Annotated in this window: 20 protein-coding genes; 13 read left to right on the top strand and 7 right to left on the bottom strand. The window is 68.4% G+C overall.

What is annotated here, in order from left to right:
• Window positions 1–94 precede the first annotated feature (94 nt).
• Together BM004_RS17480 and BM004_RS17475 are read left to right on the top strand one after the other, a co-directional pair.
• Window positions 95–1,150 (top strand): virulence RhuM family protein, encoded by a 1,056-nt coding sequence (locus tag BM004_RS17480; RefSeq protein WP_093215297.1) that lies wholly within the window; start codon window positions 95–97, stop codon window positions 1,148–1,150.
• 76 nt (window positions 1,151–1,226) lie between these two features.
• On the top strand, window positions 1,227–1,703 hold the full coding sequence (locus BM004_RS17475; RefSeq protein ID WP_093128916.1) for an FKBP-type peptidyl-prolyl cis-trans isomerase: 477 nt from the start codon (window positions 1,227–1,229) through the stop codon (window positions 1,701–1,703).
• Between the two features lie 54 nt (window positions 1,704–1,757).
• Here the strand turns inward: BM004_RS17475 and BM004_RS17470 are convergent, their stop codons facing one another.
• The gene (locus BM004_RS17470; protein ID WP_093215295.1) at window positions 1,758–3,338 is read right to left on the bottom strand and encodes a CYTH and CHAD domain-containing protein; all 1,581 of its coding nucleotides are present in this window, start codon (window positions 3,336–3,338) and stop codon (window positions 1,758–1,760) included.
• Window positions 3,339–3,422: 84 nt separating this feature from the next.
• Between BM004_RS17470 and BM004_RS17465 the strand changes: the two genes are divergently transcribed.
• From BM004_RS17465 to BM004_RS17455, 3 genes are all read left to right on the top strand, one after another.
• Window positions 3,423–4,832, top strand: coding sequence for an amidase family protein (locus BM004_RS17465; RefSeq protein ID WP_093215293.1), 1,410 nt, complete (start codon window positions 3,423–3,425; stop codon window positions 4,830–4,832).
• Window positions 4,833–4,936: 104 nt separating this feature from the next.
• Complete coding sequence (locus tag BM004_RS17460) at window positions 4,937–5,353, top strand: VOC family protein (RefSeq protein ID WP_093215290.1); 417 nt, start codon at window positions 4,937–4,939, stop codon at window positions 5,351–5,353.
• 196 nt (window positions 5,354–5,549) lie between these two features.
• Window positions 5,550–6,680 carry a pirin family protein gene (locus BM004_RS17455; RefSeq protein WP_093215288.1) on the top strand — a complete coding sequence of 377 codons (1,131 nt, stop codon included), beginning with the start codon at window positions 5,550–5,552 and terminating at the stop codon, window positions 6,678–6,680.
• Here BM004_RS17455 and BM004_RS17450 read toward each other — a convergent pair.
• The 3 genes from BM004_RS17450 to BM004_RS17440 all read right to left on the bottom strand — a co-directional run bounded on the left by BM004_RS17450 (window position 6,667) and on the right by BM004_RS17440 (window position 9,277).
• A complete protein-coding gene (locus BM004_RS17450) occupies window positions 6,667–6,957 on the bottom strand; it encodes a YciI family protein (protein WP_093128911.1) in 291 nt (96 codons plus the stop codon). The two genes, BM004_RS17455 and BM004_RS17450, sit on opposite strands and share 14 nt — an antisense overlap.
• A gap of 120 nt (window positions 6,958–7,077) precedes the next feature.
• The gene (locus BM004_RS17445; RefSeq protein ID WP_093215286.1) at window positions 7,078–8,085 is read right to left on the bottom strand and encodes a tripartite tricarboxylate transporter substrate binding protein; all 1,008 of its coding nucleotides are present in this window, start codon (window positions 8,083–8,085) and stop codon (window positions 7,078–7,080) included.
• A gap of 100 nt (window positions 8,086–8,185) precedes the next feature.
• Entirely contained in the window at window positions 8,186–9,277 is a 1,092-nt protein-coding gene (locus tag BM004_RS17440; protein WP_093215282.1) for a tartrate dehydrogenase, read from the bottom strand.
• A gap of 112 nt (window positions 9,278–9,389) precedes the next feature.
• Between BM004_RS17440 and BM004_RS17435 the strand changes: the two genes are divergently transcribed.
• The gene (locus BM004_RS17435; RefSeq protein WP_093215280.1) at window positions 9,390–10,352 is read left to right on the top strand and encodes a LysR family transcriptional regulator; all 963 of its coding nucleotides are present in this window, start codon (window positions 9,390–9,392) and stop codon (window positions 10,350–10,352) included.
• Here the strand turns inward: BM004_RS17435 and BM004_RS17430 are convergent.
• Entirely contained in the window at window positions 10,339–11,664 is a 1,326-nt protein-coding gene (locus BM004_RS17430) for an Nramp family divalent metal transporter (RefSeq protein ID WP_093215277.1), read from the bottom strand. The two genes, BM004_RS17435 and BM004_RS17430, sit on opposite strands and share 14 nt — an antisense overlap.
• A 113-nt stretch (window positions 11,665–11,777) precedes the next feature.
• On the opposite strand from BM004_RS17430, the gene BM004_RS17425 reads away from it, so the two are divergent.
• From BM004_RS17425 to BM004_RS17410, 4 genes are all read left to right on the top strand, one after another.
• A complete protein-coding gene (locus BM004_RS17425; protein ID WP_093215274.1) occupies window positions 11,778–12,086 on the top strand; it encodes a putative quinol monooxygenase in 309 nt (102 codons plus the stop codon).
• A gap of 260 nt (window positions 12,087–12,346) precedes the next feature.
• A complete protein-coding gene (locus tag BM004_RS17420; protein WP_256219936.1) occupies window positions 12,347–12,892 on the top strand; it encodes a YajG family lipoprotein in 546 nt (181 codons plus the stop codon).
• Window positions 12,893–12,916: 24 nt separating this feature from the next.
• A complete protein-coding gene (locus tag BM004_RS17415; protein WP_256219935.1) occupies window positions 12,917–13,519 on the top strand; it encodes a hypothetical protein in 603 nt (200 codons plus the stop codon).
• A 32-nt stretch (window positions 13,520–13,551) separates the two neighbouring features.
• Entirely contained in the window at window positions 13,552–14,142 is a 591-nt protein-coding gene (locus tag BM004_RS17410; RefSeq protein WP_093215271.1) for a hypothetical protein, read from the top strand.
• Window positions 14,143–14,212: 70 nt separating this feature from the next.
• Here the strand turns inward: BM004_RS17410 and gap are convergent, their stop codons facing one another.
• Together gap and BM004_RS17400 are read right to left on the bottom strand one after the other, a co-directional pair.
• Entirely contained in the window at window positions 14,213–15,214 is a 1,002-nt protein-coding gene (gap, locus tag BM004_RS17405; protein ID WP_093128902.1) for a type I glyceraldehyde-3-phosphate dehydrogenase, read from the bottom strand.
• Between the two features lie 63 nt (window positions 15,215–15,277).
• Complete coding sequence (locus BM004_RS17400; protein ID WP_093215708.1) at window positions 15,278–17,377, bottom strand: transketolase family protein; 2,100 nt, start codon at window positions 17,375–17,377, stop codon at window positions 15,278–15,280.
• A 160-nt stretch (window positions 17,378–17,537) separates the two neighbouring features.
• Here BM004_RS17400 and speD point away from each other — a divergent pair, with 160 nt between their 5' ends.
• Genes speD through BM004_RS17385 form a run of 3 tightly spaced genes read left to right on the top strand, consistent with a single transcriptional unit; the run spans window position 17,538 to window position 19,650 of the window.
• Entirely contained in the window at window positions 17,538–17,918 is a 381-nt protein-coding gene (gene speD / locus BM004_RS17395) for an adenosylmethionine decarboxylase (protein WP_093128901.1), read from the top strand.
• A 50-nt stretch (window positions 17,919–17,968) separates the two neighbouring features.
• Window positions 17,969–18,697 (top strand): nucleotidyltransferase family protein, encoded by a 729-nt coding sequence (locus BM004_RS17390; protein ID WP_093215269.1) that lies wholly within the window; start codon window positions 17,969–17,971, stop codon window positions 18,695–18,697.
• The gene (locus BM004_RS17385; RefSeq protein WP_093215267.1) at window positions 18,694–19,650 is read left to right on the top strand and encodes a hypothetical protein; all 957 of its coding nucleotides are present in this window, start codon (window positions 18,694–18,696) and stop codon (window positions 19,648–19,650) included. Before BM004_RS17390 ends, BM004_RS17385 begins: the two co-directional genes overlap by 4 nt.
• Window positions 19,651–19,655 lie beyond the last annotated feature (5 nt).

The raw sequence follows: 19,655 nt of genomic DNA, 5'->3' as shown, positions 1-19,655 counted from the left end.
TCATTTCCTCGCGCGCCGCCCCCACTCGACCTGGCGCATCCGGAAAGCAACAAAGCAGGAAAGCTGATGGCCATCTACTTGAAAGAGCTTGCCCATGCGTGACGCGGCAGATGAAGCAGAACCTTCGGGCCAGGGAGAGCTGGTGCTGTACACCACGGAAGACGGCAGCGCGCGGTTTTTTCTGCGGACGGAAGACGGCACCATATGGCTGACGCAGATGGAACTGGCGGCGTTGTTCCAGACCTCGGTTCCGAACATCAACATCCACATCAGGAACGTGCTCGACGAGGACGAACTGTTGCCCGAGGCAACTATTAAGGAAGACTTAATGGTTCGAATCGAAGGCAAACGCGAGGTGCGGCGGCCTCTGAAGCTCTATAGCCTGGACATGATCCTGGCCGTCGGCTACCGCGTGAAATCCCCTCGCGGCACCCAGTTCCGCCAATGGGCGACGGCACATCTGAAGGAGTACCTCGTCAAGGGCTTCGTCATGGACGACGCCCGGCTCAAGGACCCGGGAAGCTGGGACTATTTCGACGAGATGCTGCAACGCATCCGCGACATACGGGCATCGGAGAAACGCTTCTACCAAAAGGTGCGCGACGTCTTTGCGTTGTCGGTGGACTACAAGGACGACCCGGAGGCCGTGGGTCTGTTCTTCGCCGAAGTACAAAACAAGATGTTCTATGCGGTCACGCAGCACACCGCCGCCGAGATCGTCGTGCAGCGCGCCGACTCCGGCGCACCCAACATGGCGCTGACCGCATGGAAAGCAGGGCGCGTGCGCAAGGCCGATGTGATCGTTGCCAAGAACTACCTCAACGCCGACGAGATCGACCATCTCAACCGCATCGTCACGCTGTTCCTGGACTTTGCGGAGCTTCGCGCCGAGAGGCGCAAGGACCTGCGCATGACGGACTGGCGGGCCTATGTCGACACCTTCATCGAATTCAATGAAAGCCCGTTGCTCAAGGGCACCGGGCGCATGAGCCACGACGAGATGGTCGAGATCGTGCACGGAAGGTATGAGAAGTTCGACATCCGGCGACGCGAGATGCAATCGCAGGACGCCGACGCCGAAGACCTCAGGGAACTGGAGCGGGCAGAACGCCAGCTGTCGCAAAACAAGGGCGAGCGCGACGCTTCCTGATACCGGGTCTCGCGGAGATGCCACGCATCAGAATGCGTGAAAATCCGTCGAATCGCATCCGTCAGCTCATCACTTCATGAAAATCGAAAAAGACACCGTCGTCACCATCAAGTACAAAGTCTCCGACGCCCAGGGCAAGCTCATCGAGGCGAGCCCCGAGCCGATGGCCTACCTGCATGGCGGGTACGAGAACACGCTGCCCAAGATCGAGCAGGCGCTCGATGGCAAGGAGAAGGGCTACCAGACCGTGGTGGACCTCTCGCCCGAAGACGCCTTCGGCCAGCGCGACGAGGCACTGGTTCGCAGCATCCCCAAGACCGACTTCCCGCCGGGCGTGAAGATCGGCGGCCAGCTGCAAGGCCGGCTCGACGACGGTACCGAGCATGTCTTCACGGTGATGAAGATCAAGGGCCCGGTCGTGCTGCTCGACGGCAACCACCCATGGGCCGGCAAGGCGCTGCGTTTCAGCCTGCAGGTGACGGACGTGCGCACGGCGCTGCCGGTGGAAATCGAGCACCGGCATGTGCATGGGGCGCACGGGCACCATCACTGACAAGGCGCCAGCAGGCTGAGGCCGACGCGCTCGGCGGCCGCCTGCTCCGTCTGACTACTTCTTCCAGAACCTCGGCGCGTCCTCGATCTTCTCCAGTGCCTTCCGGCACGCCTTCGCGCCCGCCGGATGCCGCGCGGTGAACCACCCCACCGCAAACCACGCGCGCGCATCGCGCCCGGTGGCTTCGCGGTACAGCGCCATCGCCACCGCCTCGTCGTTGAAATCGCCCAGCGCGTCCTGCGCGGGGCGCAGCGCCTTCAGGTAGCGCTCGGCCGCGTCCTTGTCCTGCGCATCGAACAGCGGCGCCACGAACTCGGCGAGGTAGCGCAGGCGCTTCAGCCGCTTGCGCACGCGGTGCTGGTGCTCGGTGTCAAGCGACTCGAAGCGCTGGCCGTCGCGCAGCACCTGCTTGTGCAGATGCTGCAGGCGCTTGCGCAGCAGGCGGCGGGCGTCGTCGGCGCTTGCCGGGCCAGCCTCCGCGGCCTCCTCAGATTCAGCATGTTCCACCGCAGTGAATGCGATCAGCGACACCAGCACGCCCTGGAACGCCGGTGCGCGCACCGCGTCGCCGGGTGACGGTGCGTTGGCCGCCGTGTCGTCGCCCGCCAGCGGGTCGAACGCCGGCGCGCCCGCTTCATTCAGCCGCGGCTGCGCAAGCTTCACGACCTGCTCGCGGTCGCGCAGCGCGCCCAGTGCGCGGAAAGCCTCGACCAGCGGCGGCTCCCATTCGGCCGGCTGGAAGTGTACCGACGACGCATCGAGCGCCGCCAATTCGCGCAGCGCCGTGCGCAGGCGGCGGATGCCGATGCGCAGCTGATGGACCTGCTCTTCGTCGCTGCTTCCCGCCGCGATCTCGCTCGCGTTCGGCAGCATCTGCGCGAGGCACGACGCGACCACGGCCTGTTGGACGGCACGCCCGTCGGGGTGCGGCGTGGCGAAGCGCGGCGCTTCGGCCTTCACCGCATCCACGGTCTCCTTCGCCGCCAGCAGCCGTGCGCCGCGCTCGGCCTTCGACACGGTGCTGAACCACAGCCCGTGCTGCTGCGACCAGCGCCGCGCGAGCGACACCAGGCCACGCACATCGCCGCTTTTCAGCTCCAGTTCCAGCTCGCACACCGGCGATTCGCGCTGCTCGGGCGTGCCTGCGAACGCGACGACCTTGCCGACGTCCAGCGCCATCTCGACCACCGCGCCGCCGGGCCCGGTGACGCGCACGTCGCGCGTGAGCCGCACGATGTCGGTGGATTGCCGCTCGACCAGCGGTGCAGGCGCTGCGTCGCCCTCGCCGCCCTCGTCGCCATGCCCCAGCAGCCTGGCCAGCCGCTCGCCCACGGGCGTGCCCTGGTGGCGCAGCGGATCGATCTGCGGTGCGGCGCCCGCCGTGCCCAGGTCGACGTTGTGCTCGAGCCGGTGCAGCGCGTTGTCGCCGGTGGCCTTCACGGTCTGCACCCAGCGCGGGCCTTCCTTGCGCAGCCGCAGCACCATGCCGTCGGCGGCCAGGCGCAGGTCGGCGGTGTCGAAGTAGCGGGCCTGCAGGCGGGTGCGTTCGACGGCGCCGCGTTTGAGGGCGGTTTCGACGGCCTTCAGGCGGCCGGCGGGAATGCAGAACTTGAACTCGATTTCCATGGCGGCCATGATGCCCCGTCTTCTCCGGCCCCCGCAACACGGAAGCACCGGGCGCACCGGGTCCATCGAGCGAGACGAGAAAGGGCACGGACCATGGCAACGACGAACCCGACCGAACTGCTGTCCGCCGGCGCGGCGCGCTGCGCCGAGGCACTGGCCTCAGCGCAGGTCAGCGCGGCCGCGCTGTGCGAGGCCGCCATCGCGCGCATCGAGTCGCTCGACGGCGGGCTCAACGCGGCGGTGGTGCGCGACTTCGAACGCGCCCGCCGGCAGGCCGCGCAGGCCGACGCGGCGCTGGCGCGCGGCGAGCGGCGCGCGCTGCTCGGCGTGCCGATGACGGTGAAGGAGGCCTTCAACGTCGCCGGCCTGCCGACCAGCTGGGGACTGCCGCCGTTTCGCGGCTCCGTGCCGGCGCAGGACGCGGTGGCCGTGCAGCGGCTGAAGGCGGCCGGCGCGGTGATCCTCGGCAAGACCAACGTGGCCGCCGCGCTGGCCGACTGGCAATGCGACAACCCGGTGTACGGGCGCACGGTGCACCCGCTCGACGCGCACCGCACGCCGGGCGGCTCGTCGGGCGGCGCGGCGGTTGCCGTGGCAACGGGCATGGTCGCGCTCGAACTGGGCTCGGACCTGATGGGCTCGCTGCGCATTCCGGCGGCCTTCTGCGGCGTGCACGCGCACAAGCCGAGCCACGGCCTGCTGCCGACGCGCGGCTTCGCGTTCCCGGGCACCGAGGAGCCGCCGGCGGGGTTGCCGTCGGTGATCGGGCCGATCGGCCACTGCGCGCAAGACCTGGCGCTGGCGCTCGACGTGCTGGCAGGCCCCGACGCGATGTTCACGGCCGACGGCCACGGTCGGCTGCCCGCGCCGCGCCATGCGGCGGCCAGCGGCTGGCGCGTGCTCGTGGTCACGTCGCATCCGCAGGCTGCCGTGGGTGCCGACGTGCGCGCGGCCGTCGAATCGGCCGCGCGGCGGCTTGCCGACGCGGGTGCGGTGCTGGCTCATCGGTCTGCGCTGCTGCCCGACCTGGCCGAGGTCGGCGACACCTACGGTGGCATCGTGCAGACGGTGCTCGCCCACGCCGAACCGGGCGGCCAGTCGCCGCTGTCGCTGCGCGCGTGGTTCGACCTGCTGGCCGCGCGCACCCGCATCCGCGCCCAATTGCGCACGCTGTTCACGCAGTTCGACGCCGTGCTGTGCCCCGTCTTCGGCTGCGCCGCTTTCGAGCACGTGAGCGAGCCGGACTGGTCGCGCCGCACGCTCGCCATCGACGGCCGCGCCACACCCTACGGCGCGCAGGGGGCGGCCTGGTCGAGCCTCGCCAGCCTCGGCGGGGTGCCCGCCACCGTGGCACCCGCGGGCCGCACGGCCGGCGGGCTGCCGCTGGGCGTGCAGATCGTCGGGCCGTACTTCGAAGACCGCAGCACGCTCGCGCTGGCCGCGCTCCTGGCCGATCCGCTGACCAGTCCACTGGCCGATCCACTGCCCGATCAGCCCGGCTGAAAATCATGTGGACGGCGTCCAGTTTGTTTGGTATCTTTTGTGGACGGCGTACACAAGACGCCGGCAAAAACCCATCATTCCCCTCACCGACACAGGACGACACCATGGCCACCAAGCAGATCTTCGTGAACCTTCCCGTCAAGAACCTCGACAAGACCAAGGCGTTCTTCGCCGCGCTGGGCTACACCTTCAACCCGCAGTTCACCGACGCCAACGCTGCCTGCATGGTGGTGCAGAAGGACAGCATCCACGTCATGCTGCTGGTCGAGGCGTTCTTCAAGACCTTCACCACCAAGAGCCTGGCGGACACCGCCACCAGCACCGAGGTGCTGCTGTGCCTGTCGTGCGAGAGCCGCGCCGAGGTCGACGAGCTGGTGGCCAGGGCCAAGGCCGCTGGCGGCACCATTCCGCGCGAGCCGCAGGACTACGGCTTCATGTACGGCCACGGCTTCCAGGACATCGACGGCCACCTGTGGGAGCTGGTGTTCATGGACCCGAACGTCGAGATGCCCAAGCAGTAACCGCGTCACCGGGCAACCGAGACGACCCCGCGGCAGGCACCAAGGACGAAAGACGAAGGAAAGAACGATGCCGATCGTTCCATACGCGCTCTTCACTGTTGCAGGCAAGGCATCTACCGGACGGCGGCGGCACCCCGATATTCCAGTCACCGGCAAGGCAACATCGGCCATGCCCCACGTGCAAAGGAATATCGACATGTCCGAAGACAACAACAAGAGCCTCAGCCCCATCGTGCAGATCGCGCCCCTCGGTTTCCCGTGGCAGACGATCGACCCGTTCCTGTTCTGCGTCTACCACGACGACGCCTACCCGCAGGGCAACGGCCGCATGGGCCCCGAGGCGTCGCTGGCCGGCCGCCAGATCGGCCAGGACTTCAGCCGCAAGGACGGCTGGAGCATGTACCACGGCGACACGGTGCCGGGCTTTCCCTCGCACCCGCACCGCGGCTTCGAGACGGTGACCATCGTGCGCAAGGGCCTGGTGGACCACTCCGACTCGCTGGGCGCCACCGCGCGCTTCGGCGGCGGCGACGTGCAGTGGCTCACGGCCGGCAAGGGCATCGTGCATTCGGAGATGTTCCCGCTGCTGGACGCCGGCGCGCCGAACCCGCTGGAGCTGTTCCAGATCTGGCTGAACCTGCCCGCGAAAAGCAAGATGGCCGAGCCGCACTTCACCATGTTCTGGTCGGACGCGATTCCGCGCTTCGGCTCCGACGACGCGAAGGGCGGACGCACCGAGGTCGCGGTGATCGCGGGGCGCATCGGCGGCGACGCCGCGGGCGGCCAGGAACCGATCCAGCCGCTGGCGCCGCCGCCCGACTCGTGGGCCGCGCAGGCCGACGCCGACGTGGCCATCTGGACGCTGAAGATGACGCCCGGCGCGCAGTGGACGCTGCCCGCCGCGGCGGGCGAGGGCACGCGGCGCATGCTGTATTTCTTCAAGGGGGCGGCAGCGCATGTGGCGGGCCAGCGCGTGGAAGGCCCGGTGGCCATCGAGCTGCGCGCGGACATGCCCGTGGAGCTGGCCAACGGCCCCGACGACACCAGCGAGTTCCTGGTGCTGCAGGGCCGCCCGATTGCCGAGCCGGTGGTGCAGTACGGCCCCTTCGTGATGAACACGCAGGCCGAGATCAGCCAGACCATGGCCGACTACCGCCGCACGCAGTTCGGCGGCTGGCCCTTCGCCGACTCGGCGCCGGTGCACGGCATGCAGACGGCGCGCTTCGCGAAGCACCCGGGCGGGCGCGAAGAGCTGCCGGCGCAGCCGGCGGCTGTTGTGGCTACTGCAGCTGCGGTGGCTGCAGCGGGTACGGTCAAAGGCTCTTGAGGGCCTCCGCGCCCGGCGCGGTCATGCTGGGCACGAACTCCAGGATGTCGGCGCGCGCGGCGCCGTTCAGCACGAACGGGTCGCGCGCCAGCACCGCCTGCAACCCGTCGCGGTCGCCCGAACGCGCCAGGATCACGCCGCCCTTGCGCGGCACCTGTCGGCCCGAGGCCAGGAACAGACCACTTTCGTAGTGCTTCTTGAGCCAGGCGATGTGCGCGTCCATCAGCACGTCGAGTTCGTCGAGCGGCCGGATGTAGGTCAGTGTGACGATGAACATGGTGGTGACGCAGAGTCGTGGAACCACCATCCTATGGGCTTGGCGCCGCGCGCGCAGCGCCAAGGTGTGCACACCGGTAACCGGTGGTGAGAGCCTGTCCGGGCAAGGGGTGAACAGGCCCTAGTCGATCGCCACGCCGCCTTCCTTCACCAGCTTCGCGAACTTGGCGGTCTCCTCGCGGATCTGCCGCGCCATCTCTTCCTGCGTGCCGCCCAGCGGCTCGGCGCCGATGGCCTGCATGCGCTGCGCGAAATCGGGCGAGTGGATGATCTTCACCATCTCCGCGTTCAGCCGCGTGACGATGTCCTTCGGCGTGGCCGCCGGCGCCAGCACGCCGAACCAGGTGCCGATGTCGAAGCCCTTGAGCCCCGCCTCTTCCAGCGTGGGCACGTCGGGCAGCACCGACGAGCGGCGCGCCGTGGTCACGGCCAGCGCGCGCAGCTTGCCGCTCTTGATGTGCTGCAGCACCGGCGTGATGGTGTCGAAGGACATCGCCACCTGCCCGCCGAGCAGGTCGGTGGTGAGCGGGCCGCTGCCCTTGTAGGGCACGTGCAGCAGCCTGGTGCCGGTGCTGGCCTGGAACTGCGTGCCGATCAGGTGCTGCGCCGTGCCGTTGCCGTTGGAGCCGTAGGCCAGCTTCTCGGGCGATATCTTGGCCAGCGCCACCAGCTCGGCCACGGTCTTCGCGGGCGTGTTGGCCGCGTTGATCACCAGCACGTTGGGCACCATGGCCACCACGGTGACGGGCGCCAGGTCTTTCTGGAAGTCGTACGGCAGCTTCTTGTAGACGCTGGTGGCGATGGTGTGGTGCACCGCGCCCATCAGCAGCGTGTAGCCGTCGGGCTTGGCCTTGGCCACGTAGTCGGCACCGAGCGTGGCGCCGGCACCGGGCCGGCTCTCGACCACCACGGGCTGGCCGAGCGACTGCGAGAGCTTGTCGGCCAGCGCGCGCGCCAGCACGTCGGTGGTGCCGCCGGCGGGGAAGGGCACGACCAGGTTGATGGGCCGCGCGGGCCAGCCGGTGGGCTGCTGCGCGAAGGCCAACGCTGTCGCGCCGAGCCCCAGTGCGAGGGCCGCGGCCCGCAGCACGGTGCGCCGGCGGCGCGCGTTCAAGGAAGAAGCGTTCATGGTTTTGTCTCCGGCTCGTTGTTTGGGTGCGCGCATCGAGGCGCGCGGATACCGTGGAAATCGCTCGTATCGCTCGTATCGCTCGTATCGCTCGAATCGCTCAGGCCGCGAGCCGCAAGGGCTCGCCGGCAATGTGCGCGCACACCGCGCGCGTGACCTGCTCGGTCGTGGCGTGGCCGCCCAGGTCGCGCGTGTGCAGCGACGGGTTGGCCGTGACGTGCTCCACCGCCTGCATCACGCGGCGCGCGGCCTCGGCCTCGCCCAGGTGCTCCAGCAGCATCACCACCGACCAGAAGGTGCCGACCGGGTTGGCCAGCCCCTTGCCCATGATGTCGAAGGCCGAGCCGTGGATGGGCTCGAACATCGACGGGTAGCGGCGCTCGGGGTCGATGTTGCCGGTGGGTGCAATGCCCAGGCTGCCCGCCAGCGCGGCGGCAAGGTCGCTGAGGATGTCGGCGTGCAGGTTGGTGGCCACGATAGTGTCGAGCGTGGCCGGGCGGTTGACCATGCGCGCGGTGCAGGCGTCGACCAGTTCCTTGTCCCAGGTGACGTCGGGGAACTCCTTGGAGATCTGCAGCGCGATCTCGTCCCACATCACCATGGCGTGGCGCTGCGCGTTGCTCTTGGTCACCACGGTGAGCAGCTTGCGCGGCCGCGAACGGGCCAGCGCGAAGGCGAAACGCATGATGCGTTCGACGCCCGCGCGGGTCATCATGCTCACGTCGGTGGCGGCCTCGATCGGGTGGCCCTGGTGCACGCGGCCGCCCACGCCGGCGTATTCGCCCTCGGAGTTCTCGCGCACGATCACCCAGTCGAGCTGGCCCGGCGCGCAGCGCTTGAGCGGGCCGTCGATGCCCGGCAGGATGCGCGTGGGCCGCACGTTGGCGTACTGGTCGAAGCCCTGGCAGATCTTCAGGCGCAGGCCCCACAGCGTGATGTGGTCGGGAATGTGCGGGTCGCCCGCGGAGCCGAAAAGAATGGCGTCCTTCTTGCGCAGGGCGTCCAGGCCGTCGGCCGGCATCATCTCGCCGTGCGCGCGGTACCAGTCGCCGCCCCAGCCGAAATCTTCGAACGAAAACTGCAGGGCACCGCCGGAGGCCGCGGCCAGCGCTTCCATCACCTGGCGCCCCGCCGGGATCACTTCCTTGCCGATGCCGTCGCCGGGAATGGTGGCAATGCTGTAGCTGCTCATCGATGTCCTCTTGAATGTGCTGTGCGAAAGGGCCACTGTAGGATTCGATGCGACGAACGATTCATGCCGGAAGTGAATCCATCCTTAACTTCAATTCAACAGTGAGGTGGCCATGGTTTCCCCCGTCCAGCCCGCCGACCTCGGCTTCTTCTCCACGCTCGCGGCCTGCGGCAGCCTGAGCGCCGCCGCGCGCGAACTCGGCATCAGCACGCCGGCCGTGAGCAAGCGGCTCGCGCAGATGGAGACTCGCCTGGGCGTCACGCTGGTGAACCGCACCACGCGGCGCATGAGCCTCACGCCCGAGGGCGAGCTCTACGTGGCCAGCGCGCGGCGCATCCTCGGCGAGATCGACGACATGGCGCAGCTGCTGGGCGGCGCCAAGGCAGAGGCGCAGGGCCTGCTGCGCGTGAACGCCACGCTGGGCTTCGGGCGCAGCCACGTGGCGCCGGTGATCTCGAAATTCGTGCGCAAGCACCCGCAGGTGGAAGTGCAGCTGCAGCTGTCGGTGAACCCGCCGCCGCTGACCGACGACGCCTTCGACGTCTGCATCCGCTTCGGCGCGCCGCCCGAGGCGCGCGTGATCGCGCGGCGCATCGCGTCGAACCGGCGCCTGCTGTGCGCCTCGCCGGCCTATCTGGCGCGCGCCGGCCAGCCCAAGGTGCCGAACGACCTCACGCACCACCGCTGCATCGGCATCCGCCAGGGCGACGAGGCCTACGGCGTGTGGCGCCTGGGCACGGGCCGCGGCGCGGCGCAGCGCACCGAGGCCGTGAAGACGCGCGGCGCGCTGAGCACCAACGACGGAGAGATCGCGGTCAACTGGGCCTTGGACGGCCACGGCATCCTGATGCGCGCCGAGTGGGACATTGCGCGCTACCTGCGCAGCGGCCGGCTGGTGCAGGTGCTGGCCCACTGCCGCACGCCAGACGCCGACATCTACGCGGTGTACCCGCAGCGCCACCAGCTGTCGGCGCGCGTGCGGGCCTTCGTCGACTTCATCGCGCAGGCGCTCGGCAAGGACGAGGCCGAGGCCGAGCCCAAGCCCAAGCCCGTATCGGCGCTCAGCCGCCGCTGAGCACCGACGCCACCAGCCACACGTTGGCCGCGCTGATCACGCCGAACAGCAGCCACGCCAGCGACTTGATGACAGGCCCGTTGGCGAACGCTCCCATCATGTCGCGCCGGCTCGTGAAGCGGATCAACGGCCACATCGCAAACGGCAGCTGAAAGCTCAGCACCACCTGGCTGAGCACCAGCATCTTTCCCACGCCGCCGTCGCCGAACCACCACACGCCGAACCAGGCCGGGCCCAGCGCCAGCAGGCGCGTGATCAGGCGGCGCTGCCAGCACGGGATCTTCAGGTCGAGAAAGCCTTCCATGATGATCTGGCCCGCGATGGTGCCGGTGAAGGTCGAACTCTGCCCCGAGGCCAGCAGCGCGATGCCGAACAGCGTGGCCGCCAGGGCACTGCCCACGATGGGTTCGAGCAGCCGGTAGGCGTCGTCGATCTCGGCCACTTCGCGGTGGCCGGTGGCGTGGAAGGCGCTGGCCGCCAGCACCATGATGGCCGCGTTGACCAGCAGCGCGAGCGACAGCGACACCAACGCGTCGAGCGTGCAGAAGCGCACCGCCTCGCGGCGCGCCGCGTCGGTGTCGGCCACCAGGCGCGTCTGCACGATGGACGAATGCAGGTACAGGTTGTGCGGCATCACCGTGGCGCCGACGATGCCGATGGCCAGGTACAGCGCGCCCGGCTGGTGCAGCCGCTCCAGGCTCGGCGCGAAGCCCATCGCCACGCCGAACCAGTTGGGCGGCGCCATCGCGAGCTCGACCACGAAGCAGCCCGCGATGGTGAGCACCAGCCCGAGCACGATCGCCTCGACGCGGCGGAAGCCCGCGCCCTGCAGGCCCAGCACCAGCAGGGTGTCGAAGGCCGTGATGCCGATGCCCACCGGAATCGACACGCCGAACAGCAGGTGCAACGCCAGCGCGCTGCCCAGCACCTCGGCCAGGTCGCAGGCCACGATGGCCAGCTCGGCGCCCAGCCACAGCAGGCGGTTCACCAGCGGCGAGTAGTGCTGGCGGCAGGCGCGCGCCAGGTCCTTCTGCGTGACCAGGCCCAGGCGCACGCACAGCGTCTGCAGCAGCATCGCCGCGAGGCTGGCGAGCAGCACCACGAACAGCAGCCCGTAGCCGAAGCGCGAGCCGGCCTCGATGTCGGTCGCCCAGTTGCCCGGGTCCATGTAGCCCACCGACACCAGCAGGCCGGGGCCGGCGTAGCGCATCAGCTTCTTGAAGAAGGGCAGGTCTTGCGCGATGGCGACGCTGCCCTTCACCTCGGACGGGCAGAAGGGCGCGGTGGCCGTGCGGGGCAGCGGGAAGAACATGCGCGCGATGATAGGGACAAGTCCGTGGTGTTGTCGCCGACCGGACCGGCGCGGCGGGCCCGAATCTCTTAGGCTCTGGCGTCGCACCCATCAACCACTGGAGACTCTTTCAAATGATTCACGTCGTCGCCGTCATCACCGCCAAGCCCGGCCAACGCGCCAGACTGCTCGAGGCTTTCGCCGAGAACCGCGCGGCCGTGCTGGCCGAAGCCGGCTGCATCGAGTACGGCGCCACGGTCGATGCGCAAGGCATCCCCCCGTCGAAGGCCAGCTTCGGCCCCGAGACCTTCGTCGTGATCGAGAAGTGGGAAACGCTGGCGCACCTGCAGGCACACGCCGTGGCACCGCACATGGCGGCGCACGGCGCGAAGACCAAGGAATTCGTCGAGAGCAAGCTGATCCACGTGCTCGAACCGGTCTGAGCCGGCGCGCTGAAGCGCTGAAGCGCTGAGATACAGCGCCGAGCGAACACGCGCGCAAGCCCGGCTTCGCGCGCGGCGCGATGCGTGCTACCTTCGCGCCGGGAGCACGCGCCACCGATGCACCATGCATGCAATCCGGGGCCTCGTGGAGAGAGGGGACTGAAGACATGGCGATCTTTCGTTCGCAAGATTTGCGTTTGCGCTTGCGGTTGCACCCGCTCTTGCGCTTGCATTCGGGCTGGCTTTGTCGCGCTCTGCCCGTGTCCGGCGCACTGGCTGCCGCCGTTCTGGCCGCTGGCTGCGCGCCGCTGCTGGCACCGCCCTACGCGGCCGACTACGAAGCGCTCGACCGGCTCGAGGCCGCGCGCCCCGGCATGGTGGCCCTCGCCAAGGCACAGCCCACCGACCCCGAAGAACCGGTCAACACCGTGCAGCTGCGCCGTGCGAAGTTGCTGTCGCCCAGCGGCAGCTTCGCGCAGTACCTGCAGGACGCGCTGATGCGCGACCTCAGCGAAATTTCCGTCTACGACCCCAAGGCGCCCACGCGCATCGCGGCGCGCATCCTCGTGAACGACATCGACCTGGGCGTGATCAACGGCACGGGCCGCATGGACGTCGAGGTCACCGTCACGCGCGACAACGCGCAGCGCCTGCGCAAGACCTACCGCGCCGAGACCGCCTTCGATTCGAGCTACGCCAACATCGTCGCCGTGCCGGCCGGCCAGGCCGCATACCCGCGCCTCGTGCGTGCGCTGCTGCGCAAGGTGTATGCCGATCCGCAGTTCATGGCCGCCATCGGCCGTTGACCCGACAGGCCAGGAGGCGCTTCGATGCAGTTCAATCTTCCGATGACCGCGGTCCGGCGTGGTGCGGCCGTCGCCGCTGCAACGCTGCTGCTTGCAGGCTGCGTGCACCCGATCACCATGATCACCGAGACCGCGCCGCCGCGTTCGCAGGCGCACCTCGTGCCGAAGAAGGTCGCCTACGTGATGACCGACGCCGACCGCGACCTGGAGGTCGTCACGCCTGGCGGCAGCGGCGACCGCGTGAGCTACTACCCGTACCGCGACCTCGAAAAGTCGATCCGCGATGCGCTGCGCGCGGTGTACCGCGACGTGGTCGTGCTGCGCACCGCGGGCGACGCGAAGGCGAACGAGACGGCGGGCGTGTCGCTGGTGTTCGCGCCGCGCATCAGGACCGAGTCGAGCTCCTCGTCATGGATCAGCTGGCCGCCGACTTCGTTCACAGCCGAGGTGTCGTGCGTGGTGACCGATGCCGCGGGCGCCGAGGTCACGCGCGTGCGCGCGGCGGGCAACGGCACGGCGGAGTTCGGCGAGTTCAAGGGCGACTTCGGGCTCGCAGCGCGAAGGGCCGCGACGCGGTTGACGTCGCAGTTGAGCGGCGAGATCCGCAGGGATGAGAAGTTGCGCTGAGCGTTCAGGTACTCGGCGGACAATCCGGGTCGATGCAAAAGACCACGATGCTCTGGGAGGACGCCGAACGCCGCGCACCGGAGCTTGCGCGGGAACTGGCCCGCATGGAGCTGGCGTTCTGCAACTGGGGGCCAGTCACCACATCGGTGGATGCGCTCGAGGCCGCCATTCGGTGCGGATGGCGCAGCGTTGTGGCATCGGCAAGGGAAGGCACAGTTTCTCTCGAGCCGTCATTCGTCGCCTCGCTGCACGCATCGGTCGCGCATCCCATTGATGCGCCGGGTGCGGGGGTCTTTCACGAAGGGCCATCCCCGATGGATTGGGCAGAGTTCAAACGCGCCCTCGACGATGCCGCGCTGGAGTACGGCATGGCCGACAACACGGAAGCATGGCTCCTTGCCCAGCTGTACTGGGGGCCGCACCTGGAATCGCTGAAGCTGTCCGTGGCATGGCTGCTCGGCAATGGGTTCCGGTTGCAGGAAGGGGCCTGCATGGTCGTGCCCAATGCCAGTCACGATGAGAAGTTGAAGGAGCGCCTGAAATGGGCAGGCCCCGGCGCCTGCGACGCAGAGGGCCTGCGCGGCTTTTTCGGATGGTACGAAACGCAACGAACGCCAGGCTAGTGCCGCAGCTTCCATCGGCACCATGAAAAAACGCGCCCTCGGGCGCGTTGTTCATTGAAGCCGCGAAGTCTTACTTCGACACGACCTTCACCATCTCCAGGCACTTGTTCGAGTAGCCCCATTCGTTGTCGTACCAGCTCACGAGCTTCACGAAGGTGCTGTCCAGTGCAATGCCGGCTTCGGCGTCGAAGATCGAGGTGCGCGGGTCGCCGCGGAAGTCGGTGGCCACCACCTTGTCTTCCGTGTAGCCCAGCACGCCCTTCAGCGCGCCTTCGCTCTGTGCCTTCATTTCGGCGCAGATTTCCTTGTACGTGGCTTCCTTCACCAGCTCGACCGTCAGGTCGACCACCGACACGTCGGAGGTCGGCACGCGGAAGCTCATGCCCGTGAGCTTCTTGTTGAGCTCGGGGATCACCACGCCCACGGCCTTGGCGGCGCCGGTGCTCGAGGGAATGATGTTTTCCAGGATGCCGCGGCCGCCGCGCCAGTCCTTGTTGCTCGGGCCGTCCACGGTCTTCTGCGTGGCGGTGGCGGCGTGCACGGTGGTCATCAGGCCGCGCTTGATGCCCCACTTGTCGTTCAGCACCTTGGCCAGCGGGGCCAGGCAGTTGGTGGTGCAGCTGGCGTTGCTGATGATGGCTTCGCCGGCGTACTTCTTGTCGTTCACGCCGTAGACGAACATGGGGGTGTCGTCCTTCGACGGTGCCGACAGGATGACCTTCTTGGCGCCCGCGTCGATGTGCTTCTGCGCCGTTTCCTTCGTGAGGAACAGGCCGGTCGATTCGAGCACCACGTCGGCGCCCACTTCGTCCCACTTCAGCTGCGACGGGTCGCGCTCCTGCGTCAGGCGGATCTTCTTGCCGTTCACGACCAGCGTGTTGCCTTCGACCGTGACTTCACCCTTGAAACGGCCGTGCACCGAGTCGTACTGGAGCATGTAGGCCAGGTAGTCGGGCTCGAGCAAGTCGTTGATGGCAACGATTTCGATGTCGTTCTTGAAGTTCTGCACCGCTGCGCGCAGCACGTTGCGACCGATGCGGCCGAAGCCGTTGATACCGAGTTTGATAGCCATCTGACTTGCTCCTAAGGTTGAAAAACTTGTAGTGAACCGGCGAGAAGAAACGCTGCGACGCGATCAGTCGCGCAGTGCGGCTTCCACCGTGGCGGCCACGTTCTCCGCCGTGAACCCGAAGTACTTGAACAGCTCCGGCGCGGGGGCCGACTCGCCGTACGTGTCGATGCCCACGACGGCGGCGCAGCCGTACTTCCACCAGCCGCCCGTGCAGCCCATTTCCACGGCGATGCGCGGCAGCTTCTTCGGCAGCACGGCCTTCTTGTAGGCCAGGTCCTGGCGGTCGAAGGTGGTGGTCGAGGGCATCGACACCACGCGCACGGCGATCTTCTTCTCGGCCAGCAGCTTCTGCGCGGCCAGTGCGAGCTGCACTTCGGAACCGGTGGCGATGATGACGGCGGCCGTCTTCTTGCTCTTCAGGCCCACGGCCTCCGGCTCGGACAGCACGTAGGCGCCGCGGCTGATGTCGCCGAGTTCGCTCTTGGGTGCGTAGGCGATGTTCTGGCGGCTCAGCAGCAGCGCGGTCGGGCGCGACTGGTTCTGCAGCGCCACGGCCCAGGCCACGGCGGTTTCGGCCGTGTCGCCCGGACGCCAGACGTCCAGGTTGGGAATCAGGCGCAGCGAGGCGGCGTGCTCGATCGACTGGTGCGTCGGGCCGTCTTCGCCCAGGCCGATGGAGTCGTGCGTGAACACGTGGATCACGCGGCGCTTCATCAGCGCGGCCATGCGGATGGCGTTGCGGCTGTAGTCGCTGAAGGTGAGGAAGGTGCCGCCGTAGGGGATGTAGCCGCCATGCAGCGCCACGCCGTTCATGATGGCCGCCATGCCGAACTCGCGCACGCCGTAGTTGATGTGGCGCCCGATGGTGCCGTGCGGTGCCTCGAGGGGTGCGGCGGGCGCTGCCTCGTCTTCGGCGCCTTGCTTGGCTTCCACCGCGGGCATGGTCATGACCACGTGACCCTTGGCGTCGAAACGCAACGCCGGGGTGCTCTTGGTGTTGGTGAGGTTCGAACCGGTCAGGTCGGCGCTGCCGCCGAGCATTTCGGGCAGTGCGGCGGTGAAGGCTTCCAGCGCGAGCTGGCTGGCCTTGCGGCTGGCCACGGTCTCGGCCTTGGTGTGGGCGGCGACCACGGTGTCGAACGCGACCTGGTGGAAGTTCTTGGGCAGCTCGCCCTTCATGCGGCGCGTGAAGTCGGCGGCCAGCTCGGGGTAGGCGACGGCGTAGGCGGCGAACTTCTCGTTCCACTCGGCTTCGGTCTTGGCGCCGGCGTCCTTGTGGTTCCAGTCGGCATACACCTCGGCCGGGATCTCGAAGGGCGGGAAGTGCCAGTCGATGGCGTCGCGCGTGAGCTTGATTTCCTCGGCGCCCAGGGCTTCGCCGTGGGCCTTGGCGGTGCCGGCGCGGTTCGGGCTGCCCTTGCCGATGACGGTCTTGCAGTTGATCAGCGTGGGCTTGTCGGTCGACTGCTTTGCCTTGGCGATGGCCGCGGACACCGCGGCGGCGTCGTTGCCGTCGATCGGGCCGATCACGTGCCAGCCATAGGCGTGGAAGCGTTCGGCCACGTTGTCGATGTACCAGGGCTTGACCTGGCCGTCGATGCTGATGCCGTTGTCGTCGTACAGGGCGATGAGCTTGTTCAGGTGCCAGGCGCCGGCCAGCGCGCAGGCTTCGTGGCTGATGCCTTCCATCATGCAACCGTCGCCCAGGAAGGCGTAGGTGTGATGGTCGACCACGGCGTGGTCCTTGCGGTTGAACTCGGCGGCCAGCAGCTTCTCGGCCAGCGCGAAGCCAACGGCATTGGTGATGCCCTGGCCCAGCGGGCCGGTGGTGGTCTCGACGCCGGGGGTGACGTCGATCTCGGGGTGGCCAGCGGTCTTGCTGTGCAGCTGGCGGAAGTTCTTCAGCTCGCCGATGGGCAGGTCGTAGCCGGTGAGGTGCAGCACCGCGTACAGCATCATCGAGGCGTGGCCGTTGGACAGCACGAAGCGGTCGCGGTCGAACCAGTGCGGGTTCGCGGGGTTGTAGCGCAGGTGTTCGCCCCAGAGCGCGACGGCCATGTCGGCCATGCCCATCGGTGCACCCGGATGTCCGGAATTCGCTTGTTGGACGGCATCCATGGCCAGCGCGCGAATCGCGTTGGCCATCAGGGCTTGGTTTGCCATGGGCATGGGGCTTTCGGGGGAAAAGGGGTGGGTGGGATTGGGGGGAACCCGCGATTTTACCGGGCGAGCCCAAACCACTGCCGATACGGGCCGAACACCCCGCCGATGTTCTCTTGTGCAGCGCCCGAGCTCGACGCCCGGACTGCTAGAGTTGCGCCCCATGCACGGGCTGCACCTCACCGCCGACCTCCACGACTGCCAATGCGGCCTTCAATGGCTCACCGACCGCGAGGCGCTGGGCGCGGTCTGCCTGAAGGCGGTGGCCGCCGCCGGCCTGCAGGCGGTGGGCACGCTGGTGCACGGATTTCCCGCCACGCCCGCGGGGCCGGGCGGCGTCACCGCCACGGTGCTGCTGGCCGAATCGCACCTGTGCATCCACACCTGGCCCGAGCAGCGTGGCGTGACGCTGGACGTGTACGTGTGCAACTTCGGCGGCGACCACTCGGCCAAGGCGCATGCGCTGATGGAATGCCTGGTGTCGCTGTTCAAGCCGCTGCACAGCGAACGCAACGCGCTGCAGCGCGGCCGGGTCGCAGCTTGAGCGCAACGATCGAAGTGAGCGCAGCCAGCGCAGTGCCCCCGGTCCGCGCGATGGTGCTCGCCGCCGGCCGCGGCGAGCGTATGCGGCCCTTGACGGACACCTGCCCCAAGCCCCTGCTCGAGGTGCGCGGCAAGCCCCTGATGCAATGGCCGATGGAGGCACTGGCGGCCGGCGGCTTCACTGAACTGGTGGTCAACACCGACTGGCTGGGCGAGCAGATTTCCGGCTGTTTCGGGCAGACGCCGATGATGGCTGGGCGTGTGGCGCTATCAATTTCATACTCCGACGAGGGCCGCGACTTCGGTGGCGCGCTGGAGACGGCCGGTGGCATCGTGCGCGCGCTGCCCTTGCTGGGCGAGGTGTTCTGGGTGGCGGCGGGCGACGTGTTCGCGCCCGGCTTCGAATTCACGCAGGCCGCGGCCAAGCGCTTCGTGGCCAGCGGCAAGCTCGCGCACCTGTGGCTGGTGCCGAACCCGGCGCACAACCCGAACGGCGATTTCGGGCTTTCCGCCGACGGCCTGGCGCTCAACACCGCCGCCGAGAAGTTCACCTTCTCCACCATCGGCCTCTACCGCGCCGCGCTCTTCGCGCCGCCGTACTGCGACATCCCGGCCGGCAACCCCGCGGGCGTGAAGGCCGCACTGGCGCCGATCCTGCGCGCCGCCATGAACGACCGGCAGGTGAGCGCCGAGCTCTACACCGGCCCCTGGACCGACGTGGGCACGCCGCAGCGCCTGCAGCAACTCAACACCGGCGCTCCTTCGGCACCGCCTGCATGACACTCGCGCCGCTGCCCGACGCCTTGCGCCTGCTGCCGCAGCGCCTGCACGACCTGGCCCTGCAAGCGGCCGCCGAGCGCAACGACGGCGAGCCCGAAGACCCGCTGACAGTGCCGCTCTGCGAGAGCGACTTCACGCGCGTGAGCCTCGCGCCCATGCGCCAGGGCTGGCATGTCGAATACTTCGGCGACATCTGGGGCGAGGCCTTCGATGAAACCCTCGCCTGCCTGAGCCGCCAGGACGTGGCCGACTGCATCACTTCGCTGTCGTTCAGCGGCCCCGACAGCGGGGCCAACGGCACGCGCGAATGGACTTTCGCGCCGCTGCTCGACAGCGCGGTGAGTTTTCCCCGCCTGCGCTCGCTGTTCATCAAGCCGACGCAGCCGGAGGACCACAACCAGTCGCTGGTGTGCGCGAGCGGCCAGATCCTCGAAGAGGCCGGCGACATCGCGCGCTGGGTGCGCAAGACCCCGCGCCTGAGCGAGCTGACGGTGCCGAACCCGCCCAACGCCGACTTCTTCGCCGTGCCGCTGCCGCAGCTGCGCTGCCTGTGCGTCGGCGCCCATTTCGACACGCAGCAGTTCATTCGAAACCTTGCCGCGGCACAGAACCTGTCGGAGAACCTGCCCGCCCTGACGCTGCTGGACTTTGCCGAATCCACCGAGCAGCAGATGGTGTGGCCGGCCGACCGGGCGCCGGGCGGCATCACGGCCTTCGAGGACTACGAGGCGTTGTTGAACGGTCCGCTGGGCGCGCGGCTGCGCGTGCTCAGGTTGCGCAACACCTGCCTGGACCTGGCGCAGCTGCAGCGGCTGCAGGGCCTGCGGCCGTCGCTCCAATTCATGGTCATCCAGTCAACGATCGGCGGGTATGTCAGCCACTTTGCACAGGATGTGTTCCCATGGCGGCACCTGGTACCCGCGGACCCCGGACTTGCACCGTATCGAAAGTGAAATCC

The organism is Variovorax sp. OK212, from assembly GCF_900112425.1.
GTDB lineage: Bacteria > Pseudomonadota > Gammaproteobacteria > Burkholderiales > Burkholderiaceae_C > Variovorax.
This window is presented reverse-complemented; position numbering and strand designations above follow the sequence as displayed.

Bases quoted from the DNA above. Each gene is read 5' to 3' on its own strand.
- BM004_RS17480 (WP_093215297.1), top strand. From the start codon at position 95: ATGCGTGACGCGGCAGATGAAGCAGAACCTTCGGGCCAGGGAGAGCTG.
- BM004_RS17475 (WP_093128916.1), top strand. From the start codon at position 1,227: ATGAAAATCGAAAAAGACACCGTCGTCACCATCAAGTACAAAGTCTCC.
- BM004_RS17470 (WP_093215295.1), bottom strand. From the start codon at position 3,338: ATGGCCGCCATGGAAATCGAGTTCAAGTTCTGCATTCCCGCCGGCCGC.
- BM004_RS17465 (WP_093215293.1), top strand. From the start codon at position 3,423: ATGGCAACGACGAACCCGACCGAACTGCTGTCCGCCGGCGCGGCGCGC.
- BM004_RS17460 (WP_093215290.1), top strand. From the start codon at position 4,937: ATGGCCACCAAGCAGATCTTCGTGAACCTTCCCGTCAAGAACCTCGAC.
- BM004_RS17455 (WP_093215288.1), top strand. From the start codon at position 5,550: ATGTCCGAAGACAACAACAAGAGCCTCAGCCCCATCGTGCAGATCGCG.
- BM004_RS17450 (WP_093128911.1), bottom strand. From the start codon at position 6,957: ATGTTCATCGTCACACTGACCTACATCCGGCCGCTCGACGAACTCGAC.
- BM004_RS17445 (WP_093215286.1), bottom strand. From the start codon at position 8,085: ATGAACGCTTCTTCCTTGAACGCGCGCCGCCGGCGCACCGTGCTGCGG.
- BM004_RS17440 (WP_093215282.1), bottom strand. From the start codon at position 9,277: ATGAGCAGCTACAGCATTGCCACCATTCCCGGCGACGGCATCGGCAAG.
- BM004_RS17435 (WP_093215280.1), top strand. From the start codon at position 9,390: ATGGTTTCCCCCGTCCAGCCCGCCGACCTCGGCTTCTTCTCCACGCTC.
- BM004_RS17430 (WP_093215277.1), bottom strand. From the start codon at position 11,664: ATGTTCTTCCCGCTGCCCCGCACGGCCACCGCGCCCTTCTGCCCGTCC.
- BM004_RS17425 (WP_093215274.1), top strand. From the start codon at position 11,778: ATGATTCACGTCGTCGCCGTCATCACCGCCAAGCCCGGCCAACGCGCC.
- BM004_RS17415 (WP_256219935.1), top strand. From the start codon at position 12,917: ATGCAGTTCAATCTTCCGATGACCGCGGTCCGGCGTGGTGCGGCCGTC.
- BM004_RS17410 (WP_093215271.1), top strand. From the start codon at position 13,552: ATGCAAAAGACCACGATGCTCTGGGAGGACGCCGAACGCCGCGCACCG.
- gap (WP_093128902.1), bottom strand. From the start codon at position 15,214: ATGGCTATCAAACTCGGTATCAACGGCTTCGGCCGCATCGGTCGCAAC.
- BM004_RS17400 (WP_093215708.1), bottom strand. From the start codon at position 17,377: ATGGCAAACCAAGCCCTGATGGCCAACGCGATTCGCGCGCTGGCCATG.
- speD (WP_093128901.1), top strand. From the start codon at position 17,538: ATGCACGGGCTGCACCTCACCGCCGACCTCCACGACTGCCAATGCGGC.
- BM004_RS17390 (WP_093215269.1), top strand. From the start codon at position 17,969: ATGGTGCTCGCCGCCGGCCGCGGCGAGCGTATGCGGCCCTTGACGGAC.
- BM004_RS17385 (WP_093215267.1), top strand. From the start codon at position 18,694: ATGACACTCGCGCCGCTGCCCGACGCCTTGCGCCTGCTGCCGCAGCGC.